This window comes from Symbiobacterium ostreiconchae, from assembly GCF_055396975.1.
Genome location: NZ_AP042454.1, coordinates 454,643 through 477,020, shown reverse-complemented (window position 1 = coordinate 477,020; position 22,378 = coordinate 454,643). Strand labels below are relative to the sequence as shown.

Below are 22,378 nucleotides of genomic sequence, written 5' to 3'. Positions count from 1 at the left end.
CCCTCCATGTTCAGATGGGGGGGATTCGTGTGCTGCGCAGGGAGAGAAGAGTGAACCGTCCAGCGTTCCTGTTGCTGCGGTCCCGGCCGGGGGACGCCGGGGTCCGGCCCCTCGCGGCGCCCTTTGCCTCACCCGACATCACGGTGGGGCCGGACGGGCGCCCGCGGGCGGTCGTGTGCAACCTGGGCTCCCGGGAGGTCGTGGCCACCACCGAGTTCTACAGCGTGCCCGCCGGCCTTCCGGTCACGGCCGAGAATGCGCGCCTGGTGGGCACGGGCAATCCGGCGATCATCGGCCCCGGCGAGGCGGTGACGGTCAGCTGCTCCGAGGTCTGGCTGCACCGGCAGGCCGACGTCCTGGTGGTCATGACCTTCCACCCTGAGCTCGATCCGGTCTCGCGGCCCTTCGATGCCCTGGCCGACCGGCACGTGGGCCAGATGAACTACGCGTGGGTCGGCACATACGCCGGGAGACTGCCCGACGGGGACGTGCGGGTCGAGATTCGCCCTGCGCCCCAGGGGCTCTTCCGGCTGAAATTGTTCCAGGAGGGCGCCCGGTTTCCCCGGTGTGACCGCGTCATGAAGCCCCAGGGGCACCGGTTCTACTGGATGGAGGTGGAGGGCAGCCTCCGGATGCTCTTCGACCTCACGGTAGTGGACAACAACCGGATGACGCTGGGCGTGGGCCCCCGGGGGGCGCCGCCCAGGAGCGGCCTGCTGACCCGGGTGACGGCGTGACGGTCAGGCCGGGCTGGACCGCCCCAGCCACTCGAGCAGTTCGGGCAGATCCCAGGCGTTGACCACGTCCCCCGGCTCGATCCAGCCCCGGCGGGCCTGGCCTACGCCGTAGGGGAGCAGCTCCAGCTCCCGCACCGAGTGGGCGTCGGTGTTGATGACCAGCTTCACCCCCGCCTCCTTCGCCATGCGGGCATGCTCGGCGGAGAGGTCGAGCCGTGAGGGGCTGGCCGAGATCTCCAGGGCGGTGCCGGTGCGGGCGCAGGCCTCCAGGATGCGCGGGAAGTCCAGGGCCATGGGCTCCCGGCGACCGATGACCCGGCCGAAGGGGTGGCCGATGATGTCGACGTGGGGATTTTCGATGGCCCGGAGCAGCCGTTGGGTCTGCTCTTCCGCCGGGAGGTTCAGGTGGCTGTGGATCGAGGCCACCACCACGTCCAGCTCGGCCAGGAGCGCATCGGGGTAGTCCAGTGTGCCGTCCCGCAGGATGTCCACCTCGGCCCCTGCCAGCAGCCGGAAGTCCGGCCACTGGTCCAGGCGGCGGATCGCGGCCACCTGCTCCCGCAGCCGCTCGGGGCTCAGGCCGCGGGCGATGCGCAGCGACTGGGAGTGATCGCAGATGGCCAGGTACTGGTGGCCCATCGCCCGGGCCGCCTCGGCCATCTCGGCCAGGGTCGCCGTGCCGTCAGAGGCGGAGGTGTGCACGTGCAGGTCGCCCTTCAGGTCGGCGCGTGCAATCAGGCGGGGGAGGCGGCGGGCCAGGGCGGCGGCGATCTCGCCGCGTCCCTCCCGCAGCTCCGGCGGGATGAAGAGGAGCCCCCGGGCGCGATAGACCTCGGCGTCGGCCTCGTCGGATTCGCCCGGGCCGCGATCCGCCGGAACGCTCGCACCGGGATCTGCCGCAACGTCCGCACCGGATTCCGTCAGGGTCACGGGCGCTGTTGCCATCCTGGCGACCTCGGCCACGTGGGCCGCCGATCCCGTTCGCTCGAACAGCGCCAGCGGGAAGTCCTCCGGCGGCACCAGCACGGGGTCCAGCGGCAGGGGCAGCGGCGGCAGGGCGCTGAGGGCCGCCCGGACCGCGGCGGGGTCCCGGGTGGCGATGACCAGGTCGATGTCCCCCGCCGTCTCCGCCCGCCGGCGGATCGAGCCGGCCACGGCCACCTGCAGGACGGCAGGGTGGGCGCGCAGCCGGCCGGCGACTGCCTCTGCAACCGGCCCGGCTGTGCCGATGGAGAGCCGCTCCGGCCGCCGGCGCACCTGCGCGGCGGCCTGCAGCAGCGCCGCCTCCTTCCGGGGTCCGAACCCCGGCAGGTCGCGCAGCTTCCCTTCCCGCGCGGCCAGCTCCAGCGCCTCCAGGCTGTCGATGCCCAGCCGCCGGTACAGCAGCATGGCGGTCCGTGCGCCGAGGCCCGGCACCCGGGTGAGGTCCAGCACGCCGGGCGGCACCGCCTGGCGCAGCTCCTCCAGGTAGGCGATGCGCCCCGTCTCCACCATCTCAGTCACCTTGGCGGCGATGGCCTTGCCGCTCCCGGGGATGCGGGTGAGCCGCCCCTCCCGCACCAGGTCCGTCACCGGGTCCGGGAGGAGGCCCAGGGCCTCGGCGGCCTTGCGGTAGGCGCGGACCTTGAACGGGTCGCCGCCGGTGAACTCCAGCAGGTCTGCGATCTCGTAGAGGGCTTCGGCCACGGTCAGGTTGTCCACGGTTCCGCCTCCCCCAGGGGAGCGCCGCCCGGGTCCGGGCCCGCGCCCCCTGCCTGTTCACCGCTCATTCTACCCGATCCGCCGCCCGGGCTGTCTTTCCGCGCCAGCGGGGACAGCAAAAAAAGCGAACGGAGGGGCTTGACTCCCTCCGGTTCCTTTTCTATCATAGGTCATGGTGTTAGCACTCGGGCGGAATGAGTGCTAACAGACTCAGCACTGAGGAGGGACCTTCAAGATGAACATCAAGCCGTTGGGCGCTCGGGTTGTCATCAAGCCGCTCGAGAAGGAAGAGCGCACCAAGAGCGGCATTGTGCTGCCCGACACCGCGAAGGAGAAGCCCCAGCAGGGTAAGGTCATCGCCGTGGGCCCCGGCCGTACCCTGGAGTCCGGGTCGAAGGTGGAGCTCGAGGTCAAGGAGGGCGACACCGTCATCTTCTCCAAGTACGCGGGCACCGAGGTCAAGATCGACGGCGAGGAGTACATCATCCTGGACGGCGAGCGGGACATTCTCGCCATCGTTCAGGGTTAGTTAGGGAGGTCTGCAATCGATGACGGCGAAGCAGATTATCTTCGACGAGGCCGCCCGGCGGAAGCTCCAGGCCGGCGTTGATGCGCTTGCCAATACGGTGAAGGTCACCCTCGGTCCCCGCGGCCGGAACGTCGTGCTCGATAAGAAGTTCGGCGCCCCTGCCGTCGCCAATGACGGCGTGACCATCGCCCGTGAGATCGAGCTCGAGGATCCGTTCGAGAACATGGGCGCCCAGCTGGTCAAGGAGGTCGCCACCAAGACCAACGACGTCGCGGGCGACGGCACCACCACCTCCACCGTGCTGGCTCAGGCCATCGTGAAGGAGGGCCTGAAGAACGTCACCGGCGGCGCCAACCCGATGATCCTGAAGCGGGGCATCGAGAAGGCCGTCGAGGTGGCGGTTGAGGAGCTGCGCAAGCAGGCCATTCCGGTCGAGACCAACAAGGCCATCGCCGAGGTCGCCGCCATCTCCGCCAACAACGACAAGGAGATCGGCGAGCTGGTCGCCAAGGCGATGGACACCGTGGGCAAGGACGGCGTGATCACCGTCGAGGAGTCCAAGACGCTCCATACCGAGCTGGAGACCGTCGAGGGCATGCAGTTCGACCGGGGCTACGTCTCCGCCTACATGGTCACCGATACCGAGAAGATGGAGGCCGTCCTGAACGAGCCCTATATCCTCATCACGGATAAGAAGATCTCCGCTGTCCAGGACCTGCTGCCGGTGCTGGAGAAGGTCGTGCAGCGCGGCAAGCCGCTGCTGATCATCGCGGAGGACGTCGAGGGCGAGGCGCTGGCCACCCTGGTCGTGAACAAGCTGCGCGGCACCCTGCAGGTCGCGGCCGTCAAGGCTCCGGGCTTCGGCGACCGCCGCAAGGCCATGCTGGAGGACATCGCCATCCTGACCGGCGGCGAGGTCGTCTCCGAGGAGCTGGGCCGCAAGCTCGAGAACGCCACCATCGAGATGCTCGGCCAGGCCCGCCAGGTCCGCGTCGAGAAGGAGAAGACCACCATCATCGACGGCGCCGGTTCCAGCGAGGCCATCAAGAACCGGGTCGCCGCCATCAAGCGGCAGATCGAGGAGACCACCTCGGACTTCGACCGTGAGAAGCTGCAGGAGCGGCTGGCCAAGCTGGCCGGCGGCGTGGCCGTCATCAAGGTCGGCGCGGCCACCGAGGTCGAGCTGAAGGAGAAGAAGCTCCGCATCGAGGACGCCCTCAACGCCACCCGGGCGGCCGTCGAGGAGGGCATCGTCGCTGGCGGCGGCGTCGCGCTGCTGCAGACCCAGAAGGCCATCGACGAGCTCATCAAGACGCTGGAGGGCGACGAGAAGGTCGGCGCCCAGATCGTCCGGCGGGCGGTCGAGGAGCCGCTGCGGTGCATCGTCGAGAACGGCGGCCTCGAGGGCTCCGTCGTCGTGGAGAAGGTCCGCAGCCTGCCGACTGGCCACGGCTTCGACGCCCTGAAGGAGGAGTACGTCGACATGGTCGCCGCCGGCATCATCGACCCGGTGAAGGTGACCCGCTCCGCCCTGCAGAACGCTGCTTCCATCGCTGCGCTCATCCTGACCACCGAGGCGCTGGTCACCGAGAAGCCCGAGAAGAAGGAGAACAACGCCCCGGCGCCCGGCATGGACATGATGTAATGCCACTCCGGCGGCAAGAGCGACCCCCTGGCGATGTGCCAGGGGGTCTTCGCCTTTGCCCGCGATGTGATAATATGGCTCAAACAGCAGGAGGTGAACCGTTTGATCAGGGCGGTCCTGTTCGACCTGGATGAGACGCTGATCCTCGACGAAGCCGTCACGCGGGAGGCGTTCATGGCTGCGGCGGCGCTGGCCGGGCCGGGGGTGGATGCCGGGCAGCTGGCGGCCCGGGCCTGGGAAGAGGCCCGGCGTCTGTGGGCCGAGGGGCCCCACGCCGCGTACTGTGAGCGCATCGGCCACAGCGCAGCCGAGGGGCTGTGGGCCCGTTACGACCGGGGTGACCACCCGGATATTCTCGGGCTCCGGGCGTGGGCGCCGGGCTACCGGGTGGCCGTGTGGCGCCGTGCCCTGGCCGCACAGGGGGTGCAGGACGACGCGCTGGCCGCCGCGATGGCCGAGCGGTTCATGGACGCCCGGCGGCGGTACCCGCGCTATCCCGAGGTGGACCCGCTGCTGGCCGCGCTGCGGGCGCGGGATTACCGGCTGGGCATCGTGACCAACGGCGTGCCCGACCTGCAGCGCACCAAGCTGGCCGGGTCCGGCCTGGATAAGGAGTTTGACGCCGTGGCGATCTCGGGGGAGATCGACTGCGGCAAGCCCGACCCGGGGATCTTCCACCATATCTGCCGGGAGCTGGGCGTCGCGCCGGAGGAGGCCGTGATGGTCGGGGACAACCCCGGGCGCGACGTGGCCGGCGGACGGGCCGCCGGCCTGCTGACCGTGTGGGTGCAGCGGGTCGGCCGGGCCCGCGATGCGCGCTACCCGGCCGACTTGGAGTGTACGGATCTCTCTGCGCTTCTCCCGTGGCTGGAGAAGCGGGGGTGACGGGACGGGGCCGTGGTTCTCACGACTCGGCCAGGCGCACGCCGATGATGGCCGAGACCCGCTCGCTCGTCTTCAGCACCTCCCGGAGCGGTGCGGCCGGCGCGTCGATCATGTCCGCGATCCAGGCGCCCCGGAGCCGGTCCAGCGCGCCCTCGGCGATGGCCCGGGCCTTCCACACCGTCTCGTACTGCTCGGGCATCCGGAAGAGGTAGAACCGGCGCAGCCGCCGCTCCGCCTCCGCGCCGAACTCGAGCAGCGGCTCCAGTTCCGCCGCCAGCCGCTCCCGGGGAGGCGTCAGGTCCCCCGCGGCTTCCCGCAGGTCCGCAATCGCCTGCACCCGCAGCTGGCGGACGGCGGCGAAGAAGGGCAGCCCGTCGCGGAAGGGCAGGGCCCACGTCGCCCACCAGAGGACGGGCAGCAGCACGATGAACGGAATCGACCAGGGAACGGTCGGCAGCCAGAGGGCGTTGAGCGGGGCCGCAGCCATGAGCAGCAGGTTGAGGGCGCCCCAGCCCACCGTCCAGGCAAACGCCTGGTCGAAGCGCCGGCGCAGTGCGGAGACGGCCAGGTTGAGGGTCTGCAGCTGGCTCTCCGCGGCCTGCTCAGCCGCGTCGGTCACGGCGCGCACGTCCTCGGGCAGCTGCAGGAGCCGGTTTTCGAGTTCAGCCGTCTCCCGCTGGAGCCGCAGGGCCGACAGGGCGTCGGCCTCGGCGCCGCGGGTCAGGGCCGTGTGCGGGCCGCTCAGCCGGGCCAGGGCTTCCGACGCCAGGGCGCGGGCTGCGGCGGGGTCCTCCGTCAGGGTCAGCTGGGCGCGGATCAGGGCGTGGACCCCCATCGCCCAGGCCGTGAGGGCGGCTGCATCGGCGCCTTCACAGCTGTGCAGCCGGAACAGCGCCGACTCGCATTCTTTCAGCGCTTCGGCATAGTGCTTGCGGCAGGTGAGATGTTCCAGGGCGGAGGCCGCTCGCTGGCAGTGGCCGCGCACGGCCAGGAGATGGCCCAGGGCGAGGGTGATGTCCTCCCGGTGTGCAGGTTCCTGGTTCAGGCGGGCCGACAGGCTTTCGACGCTCGCGATCTCATCCGCAGGCGACCGGCCGGTCCAGGGAGCCGCGAACAGGCCGCCGGCGGTGCGCTGGGCGAACGGTTCGTGCGGACATGTCGCCGGACGCGGGTGGACGATGTTCGTCATACGATCAGCCCCCTTTCAGCCGGAGCGGTCTGTTCCTCCACTTTCACCTTACCATTGGACCGGGTGTCCGAACATACCAGCTTAGAACCATTATGGGGCAATTCGAATAGCACATTCGTCTCGCATTTCGGTGCGTTCGTGTGCCAATTGGCGTGGCCCCTGGAGAGGAAATGCCGGTCTTGTGGCAGAACGTCTATGCTGAAACGGTTCATGGGAGGGAGAGGTCTTGGGGGACGGTCACTACCAGGAGCGGCCTGAGACCCGTGCGGAGCGGTGCCTGGTCGGCGCCCTGCTGCTGGCCGTCTGCCTGACCGGCGGCTGGCTGATCGCGCGCATCCGGGCGGCGCCCGGCGCGGCCCGCCCGCTGGAGTTCACCGGCCTCTTCCTGCTGCTGGGTCTGGCGGTCTATCTCGGGTTCCTGGCTTACGCGCTGCTGACGATCCGCTACGAACTCGGTCAGCGGCAGTTCCGGGTCGCGCAGGGGCGCCGGGCGGTGGAGTTCGACCTCGGCCACCCCATCCGCCTGCAACGCTGGCTCCGACGGTGGGATGGGAGCGGCTCGGCGGCCGGGGAGCTGGAGGTTCCGGACGTGGAATGGTACCCGCCGGTCGTGCTGGCCCGCACGGCCTGCTGGGTGGTGATCGGGCGCGGCCCGGACGGCCTGCGCCGGGCGGTGGCCATCCGGCCCTCGCCGCGGCTGCTGGCCCTGCTGCGGGAGTGGGCGGCGCCGAGGTGGGGGGATGGCGTTGACGAGACTGCTGATCGTTGAGCTGCTGCTCTTGCTTGGCACGGCGCTGTTCGCGGCCGCCGGGGTCCCCTGGCTTTCCGGCCGCTCCCCCTCATGGCCGCTCTTCCTCGTGGGCTTCCTGATGGGTATGGCCTTTGTCGCGCTGTACGCCCTGGCCAACCTGGCCGCCCGCCGCTTGCGGGAGCCGGTCCTGCTGGCGGTGGGGCTGGCGGCGCTGGGACTCCTGTACATCGGCCCGGGCCAAGCCGCTGCGGTTCACTGGACCCCCCTGGCGGCGGGGCTCGTCCTGCCGGCGCTCGGCCTGGTGCTGCGCCGGCGCGCCGGATCCAGCCTGTACGCCTACGCGGTGCCGCTGCTGGCGGTGCGGTACGTGCTGGTCCCCCTGGCAGGATCCGGCGAGTTTGTGCACCAGCTGGCCCTGCAGAGCGGCACGTTCTACTTCTTCTTCCGGGGGCTGGTCCGGCTGGCGTTCCCCACCTCAGCGGAAGGGAATCTGTCCGCCGGGCCGCTGGTCCGGCGGCCGGTGCCGGACCCGGTGGTGGGTCTGGTGGAGGCGACCAGCCGCCGCCGCGCCCTGCCCTACGCCACCCGGGAGGACGGCAGCCGCGACGAGGAGGCCATCTGCGTCCGCTGCGCCGGCGCAGAGGCTGCCGCACTGGCCGGGCGGCTGCGGGCGGCGCTGAAGGATCACCCGGTCACGGTGTCGGTGGGCGCGGCGGTGGGAGACGAGGTCGAAGTGGTCATCCGGATGGCGCCGGAGGCCCGGAACCGGGGCTGACGGCGGTTTTCCAGCAAGAAACATCCCGGGCTCCTTTGGACAGGGCCCGGGATGGATTTATCATGGAGAGGTCCGGTGCCCCAAGGGGCATTCCGGGGATTGCATCTTTATACACATAGCGTTATGATTATGCAACAAGAACTGGGGTGGGGGGCCGCAAGGATGACGATACGTGTGGGCATCGCCGGGGCCACCGGCTACACCGGCGTGGAGCTGATCCGGCTGCTGGGGCTGCACCCCGAGGCGGAGGTGGTGGTGGCCGGCACCGAGAGCTACCAGGGACAGCGCCTGGCCGAGGTGTACCCGCACCTGGGCGGGCGGGCGGACCTGGTCGGCCAGGAGGCGACGCCCGAGGCCCTGGCGGCGTGCGACGTGGTCTTCACCTCGCTGCCCCACGGCCTCACCATGGCCCTGGCGCCGGCGGTGCTGGCGGCGGGCCGGCGGCTGATCGACCTGGGGGCCGACTTCCGCCTGCGGGACGTGGCGGTCTACGAGCAGTGGTACAAGAAGCCGCACACGGCGCCCGCGCTCCTGGCCGAGGCGGTCTACGGCCTGCCGGAGCTGTACCGGGAGCAGATCCGGGGCGCCCGGCTGGTGGGCAACCCCGGCTGCTACCCCACCGCGTGCGCGCTGGCGGCGGCGCCGCTCTTGAAGGCAGGCGTGGTGGAGACGACCGGCATCATCTTCGACGCCAAGTCCGGCGTCTCCGGCGCCGGCCGGGGGGTGAGCCTCGGCGTGCACTTCTCGGAGGTCAACGAAAACTTCAAGGCCTACAACATCGCCGGGACCCATCGGCACACGCCGGAGATCGAGCAGACCCTCTCGGACCTGGCGGGCGAGCCGGTGCTGGTCAGCTTCACCCCGCACCTGGTTCCCATGACCCGGGGCATCCTGGCCACCGGCTACTTCACGTTGAAGGAACACCGCACCACGGAGCAGCTGGCCGACCTGTTCCGGGAGTTCTACGCGGGCGAGCCCTTCGTACGGGTGCGCCCGGCGGGCGACCTGCCCACCACCAAGCAGGTCTGGGGCTCCAACTACTGCGACATCGGCCTCCGGGTGGACCCGCGCACGGGCCGGGTGCTGGTCGTCAGCGTCATCGACAACCTGGTGAAGGGGGCCGCCGGCCAGGCCATCCAGAACATGAACCTGCTCTTCGGCCTTCCCGAAACCACCGGGCTGCTCCACAGCGCGCCGGTCTATCCCTGATCCGCGGTTTCCCACTGATCTCCCCGGGAGGGGTTCGCATGTTGTTCCGGAAGGCCACCATGGCCGACATTCCCGCGGCCCACGAGATTATCAACGGCTACGCCGCACAGGGGCTCATGCTCCGGCGGCCGCTGATGATGCTCTACGAATCTGTGCGCGACTTTACCGTGGCGGTGGACGACGACGGCCAGGTGCTGGGCGTAGGCGGCCTGCACATCATGTGGCGGGATCTGGCCGAGATCTGCTCCCTGGCGGTGCGGCCCGGCCTCACCGGCAGGGGGGTGGGGCGCGGCCTGGTGGAGCACCTGCTGGAGGAGGCCCGCAGCCTGGGCCTGAAGCGGGTCTTCGCCCTCACCTACCAGCCAGGCTTCTTCGGGAAGTGCGGCTTCGAGGTCGTGCCGAAGGAGAGCCTCCCGCAGAAGGTCTGGAAGGAATGCATTTACTGCGACAAGTTCCACAACTGCGATGAGATCGCGATGATGCGGCTCCTGGTGCCGCCGGAGGAGCTGGACGAGGAGACCTACGAGATTCCGCTGGTGGCACGGCCGAACTGGGTAAAGGGGTAGATGAGGAGATGCAGTACGTGGCAGGCGGCGTGACGGCGCCGGCCGGCTTCGTGGCCGCCGGCGTGTGCGCAGACATCAAGGGGAAGGGCGGCACCAAGAAGGACGTGGCCCTGCTGGCCTCGCGGGTCCCCTGCACGGCGGCGGGCGTCTACACCACCAATCTGGTGAAGGCTGCCCCCGTGCTGCTGACCCGGGAGCGGACCCAGACCGGGCAGCTCCAGGCCGTGGTGGCCAACTCCGGAAACGCCAACGCGTGCACCGGCGAACAGGGGCTTCGGGATGCCGCCGAGATGGCCCGGCTGGCCGGAGCTGCCCTGGGGATCCCGCCGGAGCGGGTCGGGGTGGCGTCCACGGGTGTGATCGGCGTGCCGCTGCCGATGGACCGGGTGGCGGCGGGTATCGCCGCGGCGGCGGCCGCGCTCTCGGAGGACGGCGGCGACGATGCCGCACGGGCCATCATGACCACCGACACCCGTCCGAAGCAGATCGCGGTGCGTCTGGACCTGGGCGGCACGGCGGTCACCCTCGGGGCGATGGCCAAGGGCTCGGGCATGATCCACCCCAACATGGCGACGATGCTGGGGTTCGTCACCACCGACGCCGACGTGGAGGCCGGGGCGCTCCAGGCCGCGCTGCAGGAGGCGACGGAGCGCTCGTTCAACATGATCACGGTGGACGGGGACACCTCGACCAACGACATGGTCGTCGTCCTGGCCAACGGCCTGGCCGGCAATCCGAGGATCACGCTCGACTCCGCCCACTACCGGGCGTTCGCCGACGCGCTGGCGGCGGTCCTTATCCACCTGGCCAAGGAGATCGCCCGGGACGGCGAGGGCGCGACCAAGCTGATCGAGGTGCGGGTGAAGGGGGCGGCGAGCCTCTCCGACGCCCGCCGGGCGGCCCGGGCGGTCTGCGGCTCCAGCCTGGTGAAGGCGGCGGTCTTCGGGGAGGACGCCAACTGGGGCCGTGTGCTGGCTGCCCTGGGCTACTCAGGGGCATCGTTCGACCTCGGGCGGGTGGACCTCTGGCTGGGGGACGTGCAGATGATGCGCGCCGGCGAGCCGGTGCCCTTCGACGAGGCGGCGGCGGCCCGGGTGCTGAAGCAGGCGGAGGTCGTCTTCACCGCCGATCTGCACGCGGGCGAGTGCGAGGCCACGGCCTGGGGCTGCGACCTGACGTGCGATTACGTGAAGATCAACGGCAGCTACCGGACCTGACCCTTCAAGCGCAACAGGCGGAGACGCGGGAGCCCAGCGTCTCCGCCTGTTTCATCCATGCCGACCCGGCCCGCCGTCCAGCCCATGCTGTCGGCCCGCTCCCGGAGCATCCCGCCCAGCAGGGCGATCAGCTTGTCGCCCGTCTCCCGCTCGCGCAGAAGGCAGACGGAAACCCCGGGGGAACCTTTCAGCCCCCGGGGTTCATGTGCAGTTTCCTCACGCGCACCGCCTACCCGCCGCCGCGCATGGCCCGCAGGCGAAGGCCGCTGACCACCCGGGCCACCGACTGGGGATCGCCGGAGAAGGTCACCACCACCCGCGGCCACACCGCCCCGAAGGCCCGGTGTTCGCCGGCCTCCAGCCGGGCCGTCCAGCCCGGGCCGGCCAGGGCGCCGTCGGGACCGGGCGTGCCGCCCAGGCCGATCAGGTACTCGCGGATCTGGTCCGGCGTGCTGCCGCGCAGGTCCAGGACCACGGCGCTACCCCCCGGCGGACGGCGGGAAGATGGCGACGCTGTCCTGCTCGGACACCGGCGTCTGCAAGCCCTGCAGGTCGCGAATCAACCGGCCGTTCAGCATGATGTTCACGTGAGGGAGCAGCGCGTCCCCCTCCGGCGTGACGACGTGTGGCCTGAGGGCCGGGCGAAGGGCGAAGAGCCGCTCCAGCAGGTCGGCCACCGTGCGCCCCTCGCCCAGGTCCACCTCCACCCGGCTGCCTCCGCCGTGCTGGCGCAGGCTGCCGAACAGCTTCACGATCACCCTTCGATGATCTCCAGTTCAATGAGTTTCTCCTCGGGCACGACGCTGTTCTTCCAGCCCCGCAGCCGGTAGTACTCCTCCAGCATGACGGGCAGCTGCGACAGCATGCCGGCCGAGTTGTGGGTGGCGGGCTCGGTGAAGAACCGCTTGGGCAGCGTGTCGTCCTCGCCGGTGAACCCGTTCAGGTTGTTGTAGTAGCGCTCCAGGTTGTAGACCCGTTCGCCGATGCGCATGGCCTCCTCGGGCGTGATGTCCTCGAAGCCCGTCAGCGCACGCACCTGGGCGGAGAACTCCTCGGCGCCTTCCGAGAAGCTGGCGAACTTGCAGACGTCCATGGAATCCAGGAAACCGAACAGATCCTGGAAGGTCTTCAGCAGCTCGGCCTTCCCCTCGGTGACCGTGCGGTCGGTGGCGAACGGAATGCCGGCGATCTCGGACGCGATGGTGTAGCCCCGCAGGTGGCAGGCGCCGCGGTTGGAGGTGGCGTAGCCCAGGCCGATGCCCTGCACGCCGCGCGGGTCGTAGGCCGGGATGCCCTGGCCCTTGACCGACAGCGCCATGTCCGGATCGCCCAGGATCTTGGCCGCGCCGTAGGCGCCGTTGGCCAGGATGTCGCCGAAGCCCTCCCGGTAGGCGGTCTTGCGGATCAGCTCCGACATCTTCTCGGCGTCGCCCCAGTTGATCACCTCAGGCGTGAGCCCCTTCTCGGAGGCCTCCATGGCCATGGCCAGGGTGACGCCCATTTCGATGGTGTCCAGGCCGTAGTCGTTGCACTGGTCGAGCATGTAGATGAGCGGGTCGCGGTCGCCCAGCCCGCAGAGCGCACCCAGGGCCCATGCGGTCTCGTACTCCATCGACTCGGTCTTGGACTTCCAGCGGCCCTCCTTGACCTCGACCTCCTTCTTGCAGTGCACCGGGCAGGCGTGGCAGACCGGCTCGGAGACGAGGTTGAACTCGCGGAAAGCCTCACCGCTGATGGCCTCACCGTGCTCGAAGTGGCTCGTCTTCGCGTTGCGGGTGGGCAGGGAGCCGGCCTCGTTGAGGATGTTCATCAGCACGTTGGTCCCGTAGAGGGAGAGGCCGCCCTTGTTGGGCGCCGTGAGCGCACCGGCGAGGATCGCCTTCTGGCCCATGCGCACGGCCTCCTGGAAGGCCTCCTTCCGCTCAGGCAGCGGCTGCGGCTGGCCATCGCGGTCGCCGATGATGACGATGGCCTTCAGGTTCTTCGAACCGCCCACCGCGCCGGTGCCGCCGCGGCCCGAAGCCCGGTCGTGCTCGTTCAGCCAGCCCGCGAAGCGCACCAGCCGCTCGCCCGCGGGGCCGATGGCCATGACGGAGGTGTTCTCCTTGCCGTACTTCTCCTGCAGGGCGCGCACGGTGGCCCGGACGCCCAGGCCCCACAGGTGGGAGGCGTCTTCGATGGTGACGGTACCGTCCTTCACCACCAGGTAGACCGGCTTCCAGGCCCGGCCCCTGATCAGTAGGCCGTCGAAGCCCGCCCAGCGCAACCGCGCCGCGGTGAAGCCGCCCATGTGGGAGTCGGTGATGGTGCCGGTGAGCGGAGACTTGGTCACGATGGCCAGACGGCCGGACATGGGAACGGCGGATCCGGTGCAGGGACCGTTCATGATCGCCAGGAGATTGTCGGGCGAGAACGGGTCGACCTTGGGACCGTTGTCGAACACGAACTTGACGCCCAGCCCGCGGCCGCCGATGTACTTGCGGAGCAGCTCCCGCTCCACCTTGCCGTACTCGACGGTGCCGCTGGTCAGGTTGATGCGTGCGATGCGGTCTGCGTAGCCACCTAAGGTCACAGGCATCCCCTCCACACCGTTGTGATTCTCGATCCGCCAGGGGACCGATCTGTCCGTGATAGAAATGCAAGTTCCGTGCCACTGATGCGACGCGGGTTTGCGGCGCTGCCCGATGCAAAACAGGTGTCCCGCGCGGGACACCTGTGTGAAACACCTGTCTCATTCCACCTGGCGTCTGAGCCGGATGCCGTACAGTTCCAGCTTGCGGTAGAGGGTCGAGCGGCTCATCCCCAGTGCCCGGGCCGCGGCCGAGACGTTGCCGCCGCAGTGATCGAGCGCTTCCCGGATGGCGGCCTCCTCGCCCTCCGGCCCGGGTTCGGCCTTGGACCGGGGCAGCGGCGGAAGGGGCAGCAGTTCGGCCGGATCCTCGTCAAGGGTGACGGCCAGCTGCACCAGGTTGAGCAGCTCCCGCACGTTCCCCGGCCAGTCGTACCGGCACAGTTGCCTCCAGGAGCTGAGGGGCAGGCGCGGCACCGGCCGGCCCAGGCGCTGGTACCCGTGCACCACCAGCGGGATGATATCGCGCGGCCGCTCCCGGAGCGGCGGCAGGTGCACCGGGATGACGCTCAGCCGGTAGTACAGGTCTTGCCGGAACTTGCCCTGGCGCACCATCTCCTTCAGATCGCGGTTGGTCGCGGCCACCACCCGCACGTCCACCGGGATCGGCCGGTGGCCGCCCACGCGCAGCACCTCGCCCTCCTGGAGCGTGCGGAGCAGCGCCACCTGCGCCTCGTACGGCAGTTCGCTGACCTCGTCGAGAAAGAGCGTGCCGCCGTCGGCCGACTGAATCAGTCCGGTTCGGCCCTTCGGATGGCCGCCCGTGAACATCCCGGGCTCGTACCCGAACAGTTCGCTGGCCAGCAGGTCGGGCAGCAACGTGCCGGCGTTGATGGCGATAAACGGGCCGTCGGCCCGGTCGCTGGCCGCGTGAATGGCCCGGGCGACCAGTTCCTTGCCGGTGCCCGTCTCCCCGGTGATCAGCACGGTGGCCGAGGTCCGGGCCGCCTTCCGGGCTCTTGTCAGCGCCCGGAGCCAGCGCGGGTCGCACCCGATCAGCCCCGAGAACGGGTCCTGCCCCGAACACGACGGGGTCCTGGCTTCCTGGATTGAGGAGCCCATTCCCCCACCTCCTCCTGAACTCGGTGGCGCGGCGCGCCTCCGTTGCACAACCCCGGAAGCGACGACGCTCCCGGGGCGCAGGAAGCAGACGGCTTCCGCCGCAGGGACTACGGTTACCGCTAGGCGCAATGTGCCAGCACAGCATCCGGGTATGGTCACATCGATTACGCTGTCCTTAGTGTAGTTCGCTCCGCGCTCCCGGCCTCCCTGTGCTTCGTGCGAAAAATGGTCTTTGGTGATGGCATCTGCACTTTTTATCTATACAAGACCATTTTGCGGGCAGGAAGGATACCCGCGAGGCCGAAATCATAGAGAATCGGCTGAGCGGGAGGGAGAGAGCGTGACCAAGCGTCAGAAAGCGTACGCCCTCATCGTGGAAAATGGCCGCCTGCTGCTGGTCCGGTACTACTACCCCGAGGAGAACGCCTGGTACTGGAACTTCCCCGGAGGCACCCTGGAGCCGGGCGAAACCTTGGAAGAGGCCCTGCGGCGGGAGCTGATGGAAGAGTGCTCCGTCGAGGTGGAGGTAGGGCCCATGGTCCTGAAGGAGGCGCCGCCGGGCCGGGACTACGTCCGCTACTTCTTCCGGTGCTATATCAAGAAGGGGCGCCCGCAGGTGGGCAAGGATCCCGCGACCAACGATTCCATCGGGGCGCTGGAGTGGGTGGACCTGACCGACCCGGGCCGGTGCGGCGGGTGGGGCCGCCGGAATCTGCCGCAGGTGGCCAGGGTGCTGGGATTCGAACCGCGCCGCCGGCGCCGGCTGCCGCCGCCCATTCCCCGCCAGGCGGTGCAGAAGTAGAGAAGGCGCGAGGGTCACGGGAGGGAGACGGGTTGCCGGTCCAACTGGTGCCCGCCAGGCCGTGGGAGCCATGGGCGCAGGCGGGAATGGTCCTGCTTCTGGTGCTTGCCCATTACGCGAGCTGGGAAGTGCGCGGCAGGGAACTGGACTTCGTGCACCTCCTGATGTTCCTTTCCCTCATCGTGGTGGTGGGGGAGAACCGGCGCAACCGGATCACCCTGCTCAGCGGGCCGGTGCTGCGCGTGGGGTCCCTGGCGGTGATCCAGGTCATTCCCCTGGCCGCTGCCGAGATCATTCCCGTGCGGCGGGGGTGGCAGGTCCGCTGGACGGAAGGCCGGGCGAAGAGGCGCATCTCCATGGAGACGCCGCCGGGGTTCCGGGAGGCCGTGGCACGGGCCGCTGAGCACGCGAGGGCCGCCCCGCCCGGCGAAGTGCCGCGCACGGTCCGGGAGGCGGAGCTGGCGGTGCCGCTCATGCTGCGCACGGCCGCCCGGAGCCGGGCGGCGGGTTTCGCACTCGGCATCCTGGCGGTGGTGGTGCTGAGCGTGTGGACGAATCACCCCGGGTTCCTGTTTGCGCTTCCGGTGCTCTTCGGGTTCCATGACCGCATCTTCAAAGGCACGAGCCTCGTGCTGTGCGACGGCACGCTCTGGTTCCTCGGCAGCCGCGGCGTGGTCCACCGAATCCCGTTGGCGCGCGTCCGGTCCGTCGAGCCGGTGGGCGAGAGCCGGGTCCTGGTGCGCACGGACGATCCCCGGTACCCGGCCCTGAAGCTGGTCCGCCGGTATGGCGGAGCGGATGCGCTGGTCCAGCTCAGGAAGGCGCTGGCCGGCGAGCCGCTGTTCAGCGCCGGGGCGGATGCCGGCGCGCCGGGTACCGGCGGGCAGGCGGCTGCAGCCGTGCAGGCGGAGCAGGACAGCCGCCTCCGCTGTTCTCTATGCGGGAAGCCTGTGCCGGTGAACCTGGTAGCCGGAGAGATCTACATCTGCGAAGCGTGCCAGAACCGGGCCCGCTACGAGGCGCAGGAAGCGGGCCACGGCCTGCAGGGAAGGGAGCCGCTGCCCATGTGAGGGCGGGAGGCTCCCCTTGAATATGCATTCACCCTGAAGTATAATTATGCAAACCCACCCCGGGAGGCGGAACCCGTGGATCAGCAGGCGCTCGACAAGGCGGCGGTGCTGGCCGAGGCGCTGCCCTATATCCGACAGTTCTCCGGGAAGACGGTGGTCATCAAGTACGGCGGGGCGGCCATGGCTGCCGCAGACCTGAAGGCCGCCGTCATGCAGGATATCGCGCTGATGAAGTATGTGGGCATGCACCCGATTGTGGTGCACGGCGGCGGGCCCGAAGTCTCGGAGATGGCCCGGAAGATGGGCATCGAGCCGCAGTTCGTCGACGGACTCCGGGTGACCGACGCGGCGACCATGGCCATCGCCCAGATGGTGCTGGTGGGCAAGACCAACCGGGAGATCGTGACCCACCTCTGCGCCCAGGGCGTGAAGGCGGTGGGCCTCTCTGGGCAGGACGCCGGCCTGATCCGGGCGGTGCGCCACCTGCACCGTTCCGCCGAGACCGGCGAGATGGTGGATCTGGGGTACGTCGGCGACGTCGCCTCGGTGGACACCGAGGTGCTCACCGCGCTCACCCGCGCGGGGTTCGTGCCGGTGATCGCGCCGATCGGCGTGGGCCCCGGGGGGCAGCCGTACAACATCAACGCCGATACGGTGGCCGGCGCCATCGCGGCCGCCATGCAGGCCGAGAAGCTGGTGCTGCTGACCGACGTGGAGGGGGTCCGGGCGGACAAGGACGACCCCTCCAGCGTGCTCAGCCGGGTGACGGCCCAGGAGGTGCAGGCGTGGATCGCCCGGGGCAAGCTGGAGGGCGGGATGATCCCCAAGCTCCAGTGCTGCCTCACGGCGCTGGAAGGCGGCGTCAACCGGGTGCACATCATCGACGGGCGGGTGCCCCACAGCCTGCTCCTGGAGATCTTCACCGACGAGGGCGTCGGCACCATGGTGATCAAGTAGCGGAAGGACGGCGATGGCGGGCATGACCGGGACGAAGAGCGCCGCGCTGATGGCGAAGGCGGACGCGTACACGATGAAGACCTACGGGCGGTACCCGATCGCCCTCGTGCGGGGGGAGGGGGCGCGCTGCTGGGATGCCGACGGGAGGGCGTACCTGGACTTCCTCGGGGGCATCGCGGTCAACGTGCTCGGCCACGCCCACCCGGCGGTGGTGTCGGCGATCGCCGCCCAGGCGGCCAGGCTGATTCACTGCTCCAACCTATATTACAGCGAGCCGATGGCCGAGCTGGCCGAGCTGCTCACGCAGAGCGGCGGGCTCGACCGGGTGTTCTTCTGCAACTCCGGCGCGGAGGCCAACGAGGGCGCGATCAAGCTGGCCCGCAAGTACCAGTGGCGCAAGGGGCACAAGGAGAAGAACCGCATCGTATCGCTGACCCACTCCTTCCACGGCCGCACCCTGGCCACGGTGACGGCCACCGCGAAGCCGGCGATCCAGGAGGGGTTCGGCCCCCTGCCGGAGGGGTTTGACTACGCGGAAGCCGGCGACATCGAGTCCCTGAAGGCTGCCGTGACCGAGCGGACGGCCGCGGTGATCCTGGAGCCGGTGCAGGGCGAGGGCGGGGTGCATCCCCTGCCGCAGGCGTTTCTGGAGGCGGCCCGGGCCGTCTGTGACGAGCACGGCGCCCTCCTGATCTTCGACGAGATCCAGTGCGGCATGGGCCGCGTGGGGCGGCTCTTCGCCTGGCAGGCCTTCGGGGTGAAGCCCGACATCATCACGCTGGCCAAGGGTCTGGGCGGCGGCGTCCCGATCGGGGCCATCTGCGCGACCGAAGAGGCGGCTTCGGGCTTTGCGCCGGGCGACCACGGCACCACCTTCGGCGGCAGCCCGCTGGCGTGCGCCGCGGCGCTGGCCACGGTGAAGACGCTGCTGGCGGAGGACCTGCCCGCCCGGGCCGCGGCCATGGGCGAGTACCTGCTGGCGGGGCTCAGGCGGCTGCAGGCAAGGCACCCGGACCTGGTCAGGGAGGTCCGGGGCATGGGGCTGATGCTCGGCATCGAGCTGACCCGGCCGGCCGGGCCGGTGCTGGCGAAGTGCCACGAGCTGGGGCTGCTGGTCAACGTGACGGCGGATACGGTCGTGCGGCTGCTGCCGCCCTACATCATCACCGAGGCGGACTGCGACCGGGCGCTGGAGATTCTCGATCAGGCGCTGGCGGCGGTGAGCTAGAGACGAGAAGCGGTGCACCCCAAGTGCACCGCTTCGTGTTCGTCACTGGGTATGAGCTGGGTATGTCTTGGGCCTCCTTTCTCTTGGCAAGAGGAGTCCGCCTTCTGAGAAAGAAGATGAGAAGCGCACCAGGTCGTGAAATCCGTAACGGCAAGGAGGTGGCGAGGTGCTCGCAAGGCCGCACATGAGCAGAAGGCAGAGCAGGGTCCGGCGGGCGCTGCGGATCGCGGGGTTGCTCCTGGTCGTACTGGTCCTGGCGGGGCTCGCAGCGATTCCCCCGCTCATCACCGGCCCGATGATCGATACGCACGTGGACTTCCGGCAGACCTGGCGCGCGGAGGACTTCGGCCTCGCAGCCGAGCGGGTCAACCTCACCACGGTCGACGGGCTGCGGCTCGCGGCCCACGAGGTACGGCTGCCCGACCCGAAGGCCGTGATCATCTTCCTCTCCGGCATCCAGAATCCATCGGTGACCGCCTTCTTCGGCCACGCCCGGTGGCTGGCCGGTCACGGCTACGCCTCCCTGCTGCTCGAGATGCGGGCGCACGGCGAGAGCGAGGGCGACCTGATCTGCCTCGGTTACCGGGAGCACCTCGACGTCCGGGCGGCCGTGGACTACCTGCGCGCCAGCAGCGCCTATGAAGGCGTGCCCATTGTCGTCTACGGCCTCTCCATGGGCGGCGCCACCGCCATCAACGCCGCGGGCCAGATCCCCGAGATCGCCGGGGTCATCAGCCTGTCGGCCTTCTCCTCCTGGCCGGACGTGTTTGCCGACAACATGGCCCTGCAGGGGGCCCCTGCCTGGCTGGCCGCGGCGGAGAAACCCTTCGTCGCCGCCTACACGGCGCTCCGGTTCGGCCCGACGAACGCGGGCATCACGCCTGCCCGGCAGATCGCCAGGCTGGGCGACCGCCCGGCGCTCCTCATCCACTCCCGCGGCGACTCACAGGTGCCCTTCGCCAGCTTCGAGCGGCTGGTCGCCCGCGCCCCCGGGCATGTGGAGACCTGGGTGATCGAGGGCGACCGTCACCTCATCATCGACGACTACGAACATCCTGAGCGCAACGCCGACTACGCGGCGACCATACTCGGCTTCCTGGAGCGGCACTGGGGTGGTGAATAGCGGCGGCGCAGGCCAGGGCGGGGCGCACACCGGGCCGGCGGCCGCCGGCAAGTCACACGAGGGGACCTGCGGCCTGTCCGCAGGTCCCCTCGTACCCTTCATACGTGATCTACGCCTCCGATTCCGGATCCGGCTCAGACGCCGCCTCCGTCTGCGGCTCCGCCGCTGCAGCCACCGGGACCGGCTCGCCTTCAGGCGCCGGCTCCCTGATCTCGGCCTCGATCTCCTTGACCTTGGCGTCCAGCCCGGGGATCTTGCTCATCAGGTCCTGGATCGAGAGGCCGGTCAGCCCCTCCAGCACGGTGGGGGCGGTGGCGACCAGCTTGGCGACGTCAGCCATGAACTTGTTGACGCCCACCTCGGCCCCCTGGCCCTGGGAGAGGATGGTGACCTTGTCGATGCGGGACAGCGGCTCGGCGGCGGCCCGCATGAGCTCGGGCAGCACCGGCAGGAGCTTGTCGAGGATGGCGGCCTGCCCGTACTCCTTGTACGCCTCGGCCTTGATCCGCATGGCCTCGGCCTCCGCCCGGCCCTTCGCCATGATGACCTCGGCCTCCGCCAGACCCTTCTGCCGGACCACGTCGGCCTCGGCCTCACCGGACAGCCGGATGGCCTTGGCCTGGCCTTCGGCCTCGATCTCCAGCTTGCGGGCCTGGGCCGCAGCCAGGGCCTCCTGCTTCTGCCGCTCGATCTCGGCGGCCTTCAGCACGGTCGCGATCAGTTCCTTCTCACGCCGCAGGATTTCGGCCTCCTGGACCTTCACCTGCTCCTGGCGCTCCACCTGCTGCACGCGGACCTGCTCCGCGACGACCTTCTGCTGGATGATGTTGGCCTCAATGTCGTAGGCCTTGTCGGCCTGGGCCTGCGCCCGCTTGACCTCGGCCTCGAAGGCCGCCTTCTTCAGGTTGAGGTCCCGCTGCGCCTCAGCCTGCTTGGCCAGCGAGGCGGACTGGGCCAGCACCGTCTCCTGCTCGGCCTGCGCCTTGGCGATGGCGGCCTCGCGCATGGCCTCAGCCCGCTTGATCTCGGTGTCGCGCAGGGCCTCGGCGGCGGCGATCTCGGCGGCCCGCTTGATGCGCTCGGTGTCCGGCCGGCCCATGTTGTTGATGTAGTCGTTCTTGTCCTTGATCTCCTTGACCGTGAAGGAGATGACCTCCAGGCCCATCTTGTTCATGTCGTCGGCGACGTTGGCCCGCATGCGGTCAGCCACCATCTCCGGCTCCTTCACGATCTGCTCCACGGTGAGCTGGCCGATGATGCCCCGCAGGTGGCCCTCCATGACCAGCTTCAGGATCTCGTGCTGCTCCTTGGTCGACTTGGAGAGGAACTGCTCGGCCGCGGTCAGGATGGACTCGGTGTCCGACTTGACCTTGATCTGGGCCACCGCCTCCACGGTGACGGAGACGCCCTGCACGGTGTAGAAGTCCTGCTGCGGAACGACGTCAAAGGACATGAGCTCCAGCGAGAGCTCCTGCGCCGACTGGATCAGCGGCCAGACCACCAGGCCGCCGCCCTTGGTGACCCGCGGCCCGCCGAAACCGTAGACGATGAGTGCGCGGTTGGGCGGAACCTTGCGGTACATGGAGGCCAGGAGGCCCAGCAGGAGCAGGATGCCCAGTACCGTGAGGCCTGCATAGATCAGCGGTCCCATCCGTGTCTCAAACCCCCTTGCTGTGTTCTTCGTTCATGAGCTCACGCCACGGCTGGACGTACGCGATGCCCCGCTCGTAGCGAAGGATGACGACCTCCTCGCCCTTCGGGATCGGGCGCCCGTCCACCGACCGCGCCGCGGACACGGTGCGGGTCTGGTGCATCGTGTAGACCACCTCGCCGGTGCCCCCTTCCCGGATGGGCACGGTGAGCCGCCCGACGATGCCCGTGTAGCGGGTGGGCGGAAGCGGCCGCTCGCCGCGGATCAGGAAGCGCTGGAACCGGTAGACCAGCCAGCCGGTGGCGAAGGCGCCGCCCAGCGCCCCGGCCAGGGCCACAAGAGCGAACGGGGGGCCGTAGGCGGCGGTCAGGTAGCCAATGCCGCCGAAGCCCATGAGCGCGGCCACCAGCGTCTGGAAGTTGATGGGCGAGAGCGCCGTCGCCTTGCCGATGGACCCGTCGTGGGCTGCGGTCAGGTCGGCGCCCGCGTCGCCGCCCAGGTCGATGCTCAGGTCCCCCCCGTGCGACAGATCGCCGCCGTGGGAGAGGTCGCCGGCGTCGCCCCCCAGGTCGATGAAGCCGAGGATGACCGAAACCAGCGTCAGCCCGAAGCCGACATAAAAGGTATAGAGGAATAGCGATGTCATGCGGGC

The 22,378-nt window shown here is 69.7% G+C and carries 22 protein-coding genes; 14 read left to right on the top strand and 8 right to left on the bottom strand.

All coding sequences use genetic code 11. From position 1 onward, the window contains the following. Nucleotides 1-50 precede the first annotated feature (50 nt). Nucleotides 51-737, top strand: coding sequence for a hypothetical protein (locus tag ACZ5UM_RS02210; RefSeq protein WP_464846747.1), 687 nt, complete (start codon nucleotides 51-53; stop codon nucleotides 735-737). A 3-nt stretch (nucleotides 738-740) separates the two neighbouring features. On the opposite strand, the gene ACZ5UM_RS02205 is transcribed toward ACZ5UM_RS02210, so the two are convergent. Next, nucleotides 741-2,438, bottom strand: a complete 1,698-nt coding sequence (locus ACZ5UM_RS02205; protein WP_464846746.1) for a PHP domain-containing protein — start codon at nucleotides 2,436-2,438, stop codon at nucleotides 741-743. A gap of 235 nt (nucleotides 2,439-2,673) precedes the next feature. Here ACZ5UM_RS02205 and groES point away from each other — a divergent pair, with 235 nt between their 5' ends. From groES to ACZ5UM_RS02190, 3 genes are all read left to right on the top strand, one after another. Further along, nucleotides 2,674-2,967 (top strand): co-chaperone GroES, encoded by a 294-nt coding sequence (gene groES, locus ACZ5UM_RS02200; RefSeq protein WP_464846745.1) that lies wholly within the window; start codon nucleotides 2,674-2,676, stop codon nucleotides 2,965-2,967. Between the two features lie 19 nt (nucleotides 2,968-2,986). Beyond that, nucleotides 2,987-4,612 (top strand): chaperonin GroEL, encoded by a 1,626-nt coding sequence (groL, locus tag ACZ5UM_RS02195; protein ID WP_464846744.1) that lies wholly within the window; start codon nucleotides 2,987-2,989, stop codon nucleotides 4,610-4,612. 102 nt (nucleotides 4,613-4,714) lie between these two features. Continuing rightward, nucleotides 4,715-5,497, top strand: a complete 783-nt coding sequence (locus tag ACZ5UM_RS02190; protein WP_464846743.1) for an HAD family hydrolase — start codon at nucleotides 4,715-4,717, stop codon at nucleotides 5,495-5,497. Nucleotides 5,498-5,516: 19 nt separating this feature from the next. On the opposite strand, the gene ACZ5UM_RS02185 is transcribed toward ACZ5UM_RS02190, so the two are convergent. Beyond that, nucleotides 5,517-6,686 carry a hypothetical protein gene (locus tag ACZ5UM_RS02185; RefSeq protein ID WP_464846742.1) on the bottom strand — a complete coding sequence of 390 codons (1,170 nt, stop codon included), beginning with the start codon at nucleotides 6,684-6,686 and terminating at the stop codon, nucleotides 5,517-5,519. 226 nt (nucleotides 6,687-6,912) lie between these two features. On the opposite strand from ACZ5UM_RS02185, the gene ACZ5UM_RS02180 reads away from it, so the two are divergent. The 5 genes from ACZ5UM_RS02180 to argJ all read left to right on the top strand — a co-directional run bounded on the left by ACZ5UM_RS02180 (nucleotide 6,913) and on the right by argJ (nucleotide 11,204). Further along, entirely contained in the window at nucleotides 6,913-7,455 is a 543-nt protein-coding gene (locus ACZ5UM_RS02180) for a hypothetical protein (RefSeq protein ID WP_464846741.1), read from the top strand. Continuing rightward, nucleotides 7,433-8,212 carry a hypothetical protein gene (locus ACZ5UM_RS02175; protein WP_464846740.1) on the top strand — a complete coding sequence of 260 codons (780 nt, stop codon included), beginning with the start codon at nucleotides 7,433-7,435 and terminating at the stop codon, nucleotides 8,210-8,212. Before ACZ5UM_RS02180 ends, ACZ5UM_RS02175 begins: the two co-directional genes overlap by 23 nt. A gap of 162 nt (nucleotides 8,213-8,374) precedes the next feature. Beyond that, nucleotides 8,375-9,421 carry an N-acetyl-gamma-glutamyl-phosphate reductase gene (gene argC, locus ACZ5UM_RS02170; protein ID WP_464846739.1) on the top strand — a complete coding sequence of 349 codons (1,047 nt, stop codon included), beginning with the start codon at nucleotides 8,375-8,377 and terminating at the stop codon, nucleotides 9,419-9,421. 38 nt (nucleotides 9,422-9,459) lie between these two features. Then, nucleotides 9,460-9,987 (top strand): N-acetyltransferase, encoded by a 528-nt coding sequence (locus tag ACZ5UM_RS02165; RefSeq protein ID WP_464846738.1) that lies wholly within the window; start codon nucleotides 9,460-9,462, stop codon nucleotides 9,985-9,987. Nucleotides 9,988-9,995: 8 nt separating this feature from the next. After that, nucleotides 9,996-11,204: a bifunctional glutamate N-acetyltransferase/amino-acid acetyltransferase ArgJ gene (gene argJ, locus ACZ5UM_RS02160; protein WP_464846737.1), complete on the top strand. Its 1,209-nt coding sequence runs from the start codon at nucleotides 9,996-9,998 to the stop codon at nucleotides 11,202-11,204. A gap of 229 nt (nucleotides 11,205-11,433) precedes the next feature. On the opposite strand, the gene ACZ5UM_RS02155 is transcribed toward argJ, so the two are convergent. From ACZ5UM_RS02155 to ACZ5UM_RS02140, 4 genes are all read right to left on the bottom strand, one after another. Further along, complete coding sequence (locus ACZ5UM_RS02155; RefSeq protein WP_464846736.1) at nucleotides 11,434-11,679, bottom strand: MoaD-like domain-containing protein; 246 nt, start codon at nucleotides 11,677-11,679, stop codon at nucleotides 11,434-11,436. 4 nt (nucleotides 11,680-11,683) lie between these two features. Beyond that, nucleotides 11,684-11,962 carry a ubiquitin-like small modifier protein 1 gene (locus tag ACZ5UM_RS02150; RefSeq protein ID WP_464846735.1) on the bottom strand — a complete coding sequence of 93 codons (279 nt, stop codon included), beginning with the start codon at nucleotides 11,960-11,962 and terminating at the stop codon, nucleotides 11,684-11,686. Beyond that, a complete protein-coding gene (locus ACZ5UM_RS02145) occupies nucleotides 11,959-13,776 on the bottom strand; it encodes an aldehyde ferredoxin oxidoreductase family protein (RefSeq protein WP_464846734.1) in 1,818 nt (605 codons plus the stop codon). Before ACZ5UM_RS02145 ends, ACZ5UM_RS02150 begins: the two co-directional genes overlap by 4 nt. Nucleotides 13,777-13,935: 159 nt before the next feature. Next, nucleotides 13,936-14,895 (bottom strand): sigma-54 interaction domain-containing protein, encoded by a 960-nt coding sequence (locus ACZ5UM_RS02140; protein ID WP_464846733.1) that lies wholly within the window; start codon nucleotides 14,893-14,895, stop codon nucleotides 13,936-13,938. A gap of 340 nt (nucleotides 14,896-15,235) precedes the next feature. Between ACZ5UM_RS02140 and ACZ5UM_RS02135 the strand changes: the two genes are divergently transcribed. The 5 genes from ACZ5UM_RS02135 (at nucleotide 15,236) to ACZ5UM_RS02115 (ending at nucleotide 20,075) form a co-directional block, all read left to right on the top strand. Then, nucleotides 15,236-15,697 (top strand): NUDIX domain-containing protein, encoded by a 462-nt coding sequence (locus ACZ5UM_RS02135; RefSeq protein WP_464846732.1) that lies wholly within the window; start codon nucleotides 15,236-15,238, stop codon nucleotides 15,695-15,697. 32 nt (nucleotides 15,698-15,729) lie between these two features. Continuing rightward, the gene (locus ACZ5UM_RS02130; RefSeq protein ID WP_464846731.1) at nucleotides 15,730-16,767 is read left to right on the top strand and encodes a hypothetical protein; all 1,038 of its coding nucleotides are present in this window, start codon (nucleotides 15,730-15,732) and stop codon (nucleotides 16,765-16,767) included. Nucleotides 16,768-16,842: 75 nt separating this feature from the next. Then, nucleotides 16,843-17,724 carry an acetylglutamate kinase gene (argB, locus tag ACZ5UM_RS02125; RefSeq protein ID WP_464846730.1) on the top strand — a complete coding sequence of 294 codons (882 nt, stop codon included), beginning with the start codon at nucleotides 16,843-16,845 and terminating at the stop codon, nucleotides 17,722-17,724. Between the two features lie 22 nt (nucleotides 17,725-17,746). Beyond that, nucleotides 17,747-18,952: an acetylornithine transaminase gene (locus ACZ5UM_RS02120; RefSeq protein WP_464846729.1), complete on the top strand. Its 1,206-nt coding sequence runs from the start codon at nucleotides 17,747-17,749 to the stop codon at nucleotides 18,950-18,952. 166 nt (nucleotides 18,953-19,118) lie between these two features. Beyond that, on the top strand, nucleotides 19,119-20,075 hold the full coding sequence (locus tag ACZ5UM_RS02115) for an alpha/beta hydrolase (RefSeq protein WP_464846728.1): 957 nt from the start codon (nucleotides 19,119-19,121) through the stop codon (nucleotides 20,073-20,075). Nucleotides 20,076-20,184: 109 nt separating this feature from the next. Here the strand turns inward: ACZ5UM_RS02115 and ACZ5UM_RS02110 are convergent, their stop codons facing one another. Both ACZ5UM_RS02110 and ACZ5UM_RS02105 read right to left on the bottom strand, forming a co-directional pair. After that, nucleotides 20,185-21,726 carry a flotillin family protein gene (locus tag ACZ5UM_RS02110; protein ID WP_464846727.1) on the bottom strand — a complete coding sequence of 514 codons (1,542 nt, stop codon included), beginning with the start codon at nucleotides 21,724-21,726 and terminating at the stop codon, nucleotides 20,185-20,187. 7 nt (nucleotides 21,727-21,733) lie between these two features. Then, entirely contained in the window at nucleotides 21,734-22,372 is a 639-nt protein-coding gene (locus tag ACZ5UM_RS02105) for an NfeD family protein (RefSeq protein WP_464846726.1), read from the bottom strand. Nucleotides 22,373-22,378 lie beyond the last annotated feature (6 nt).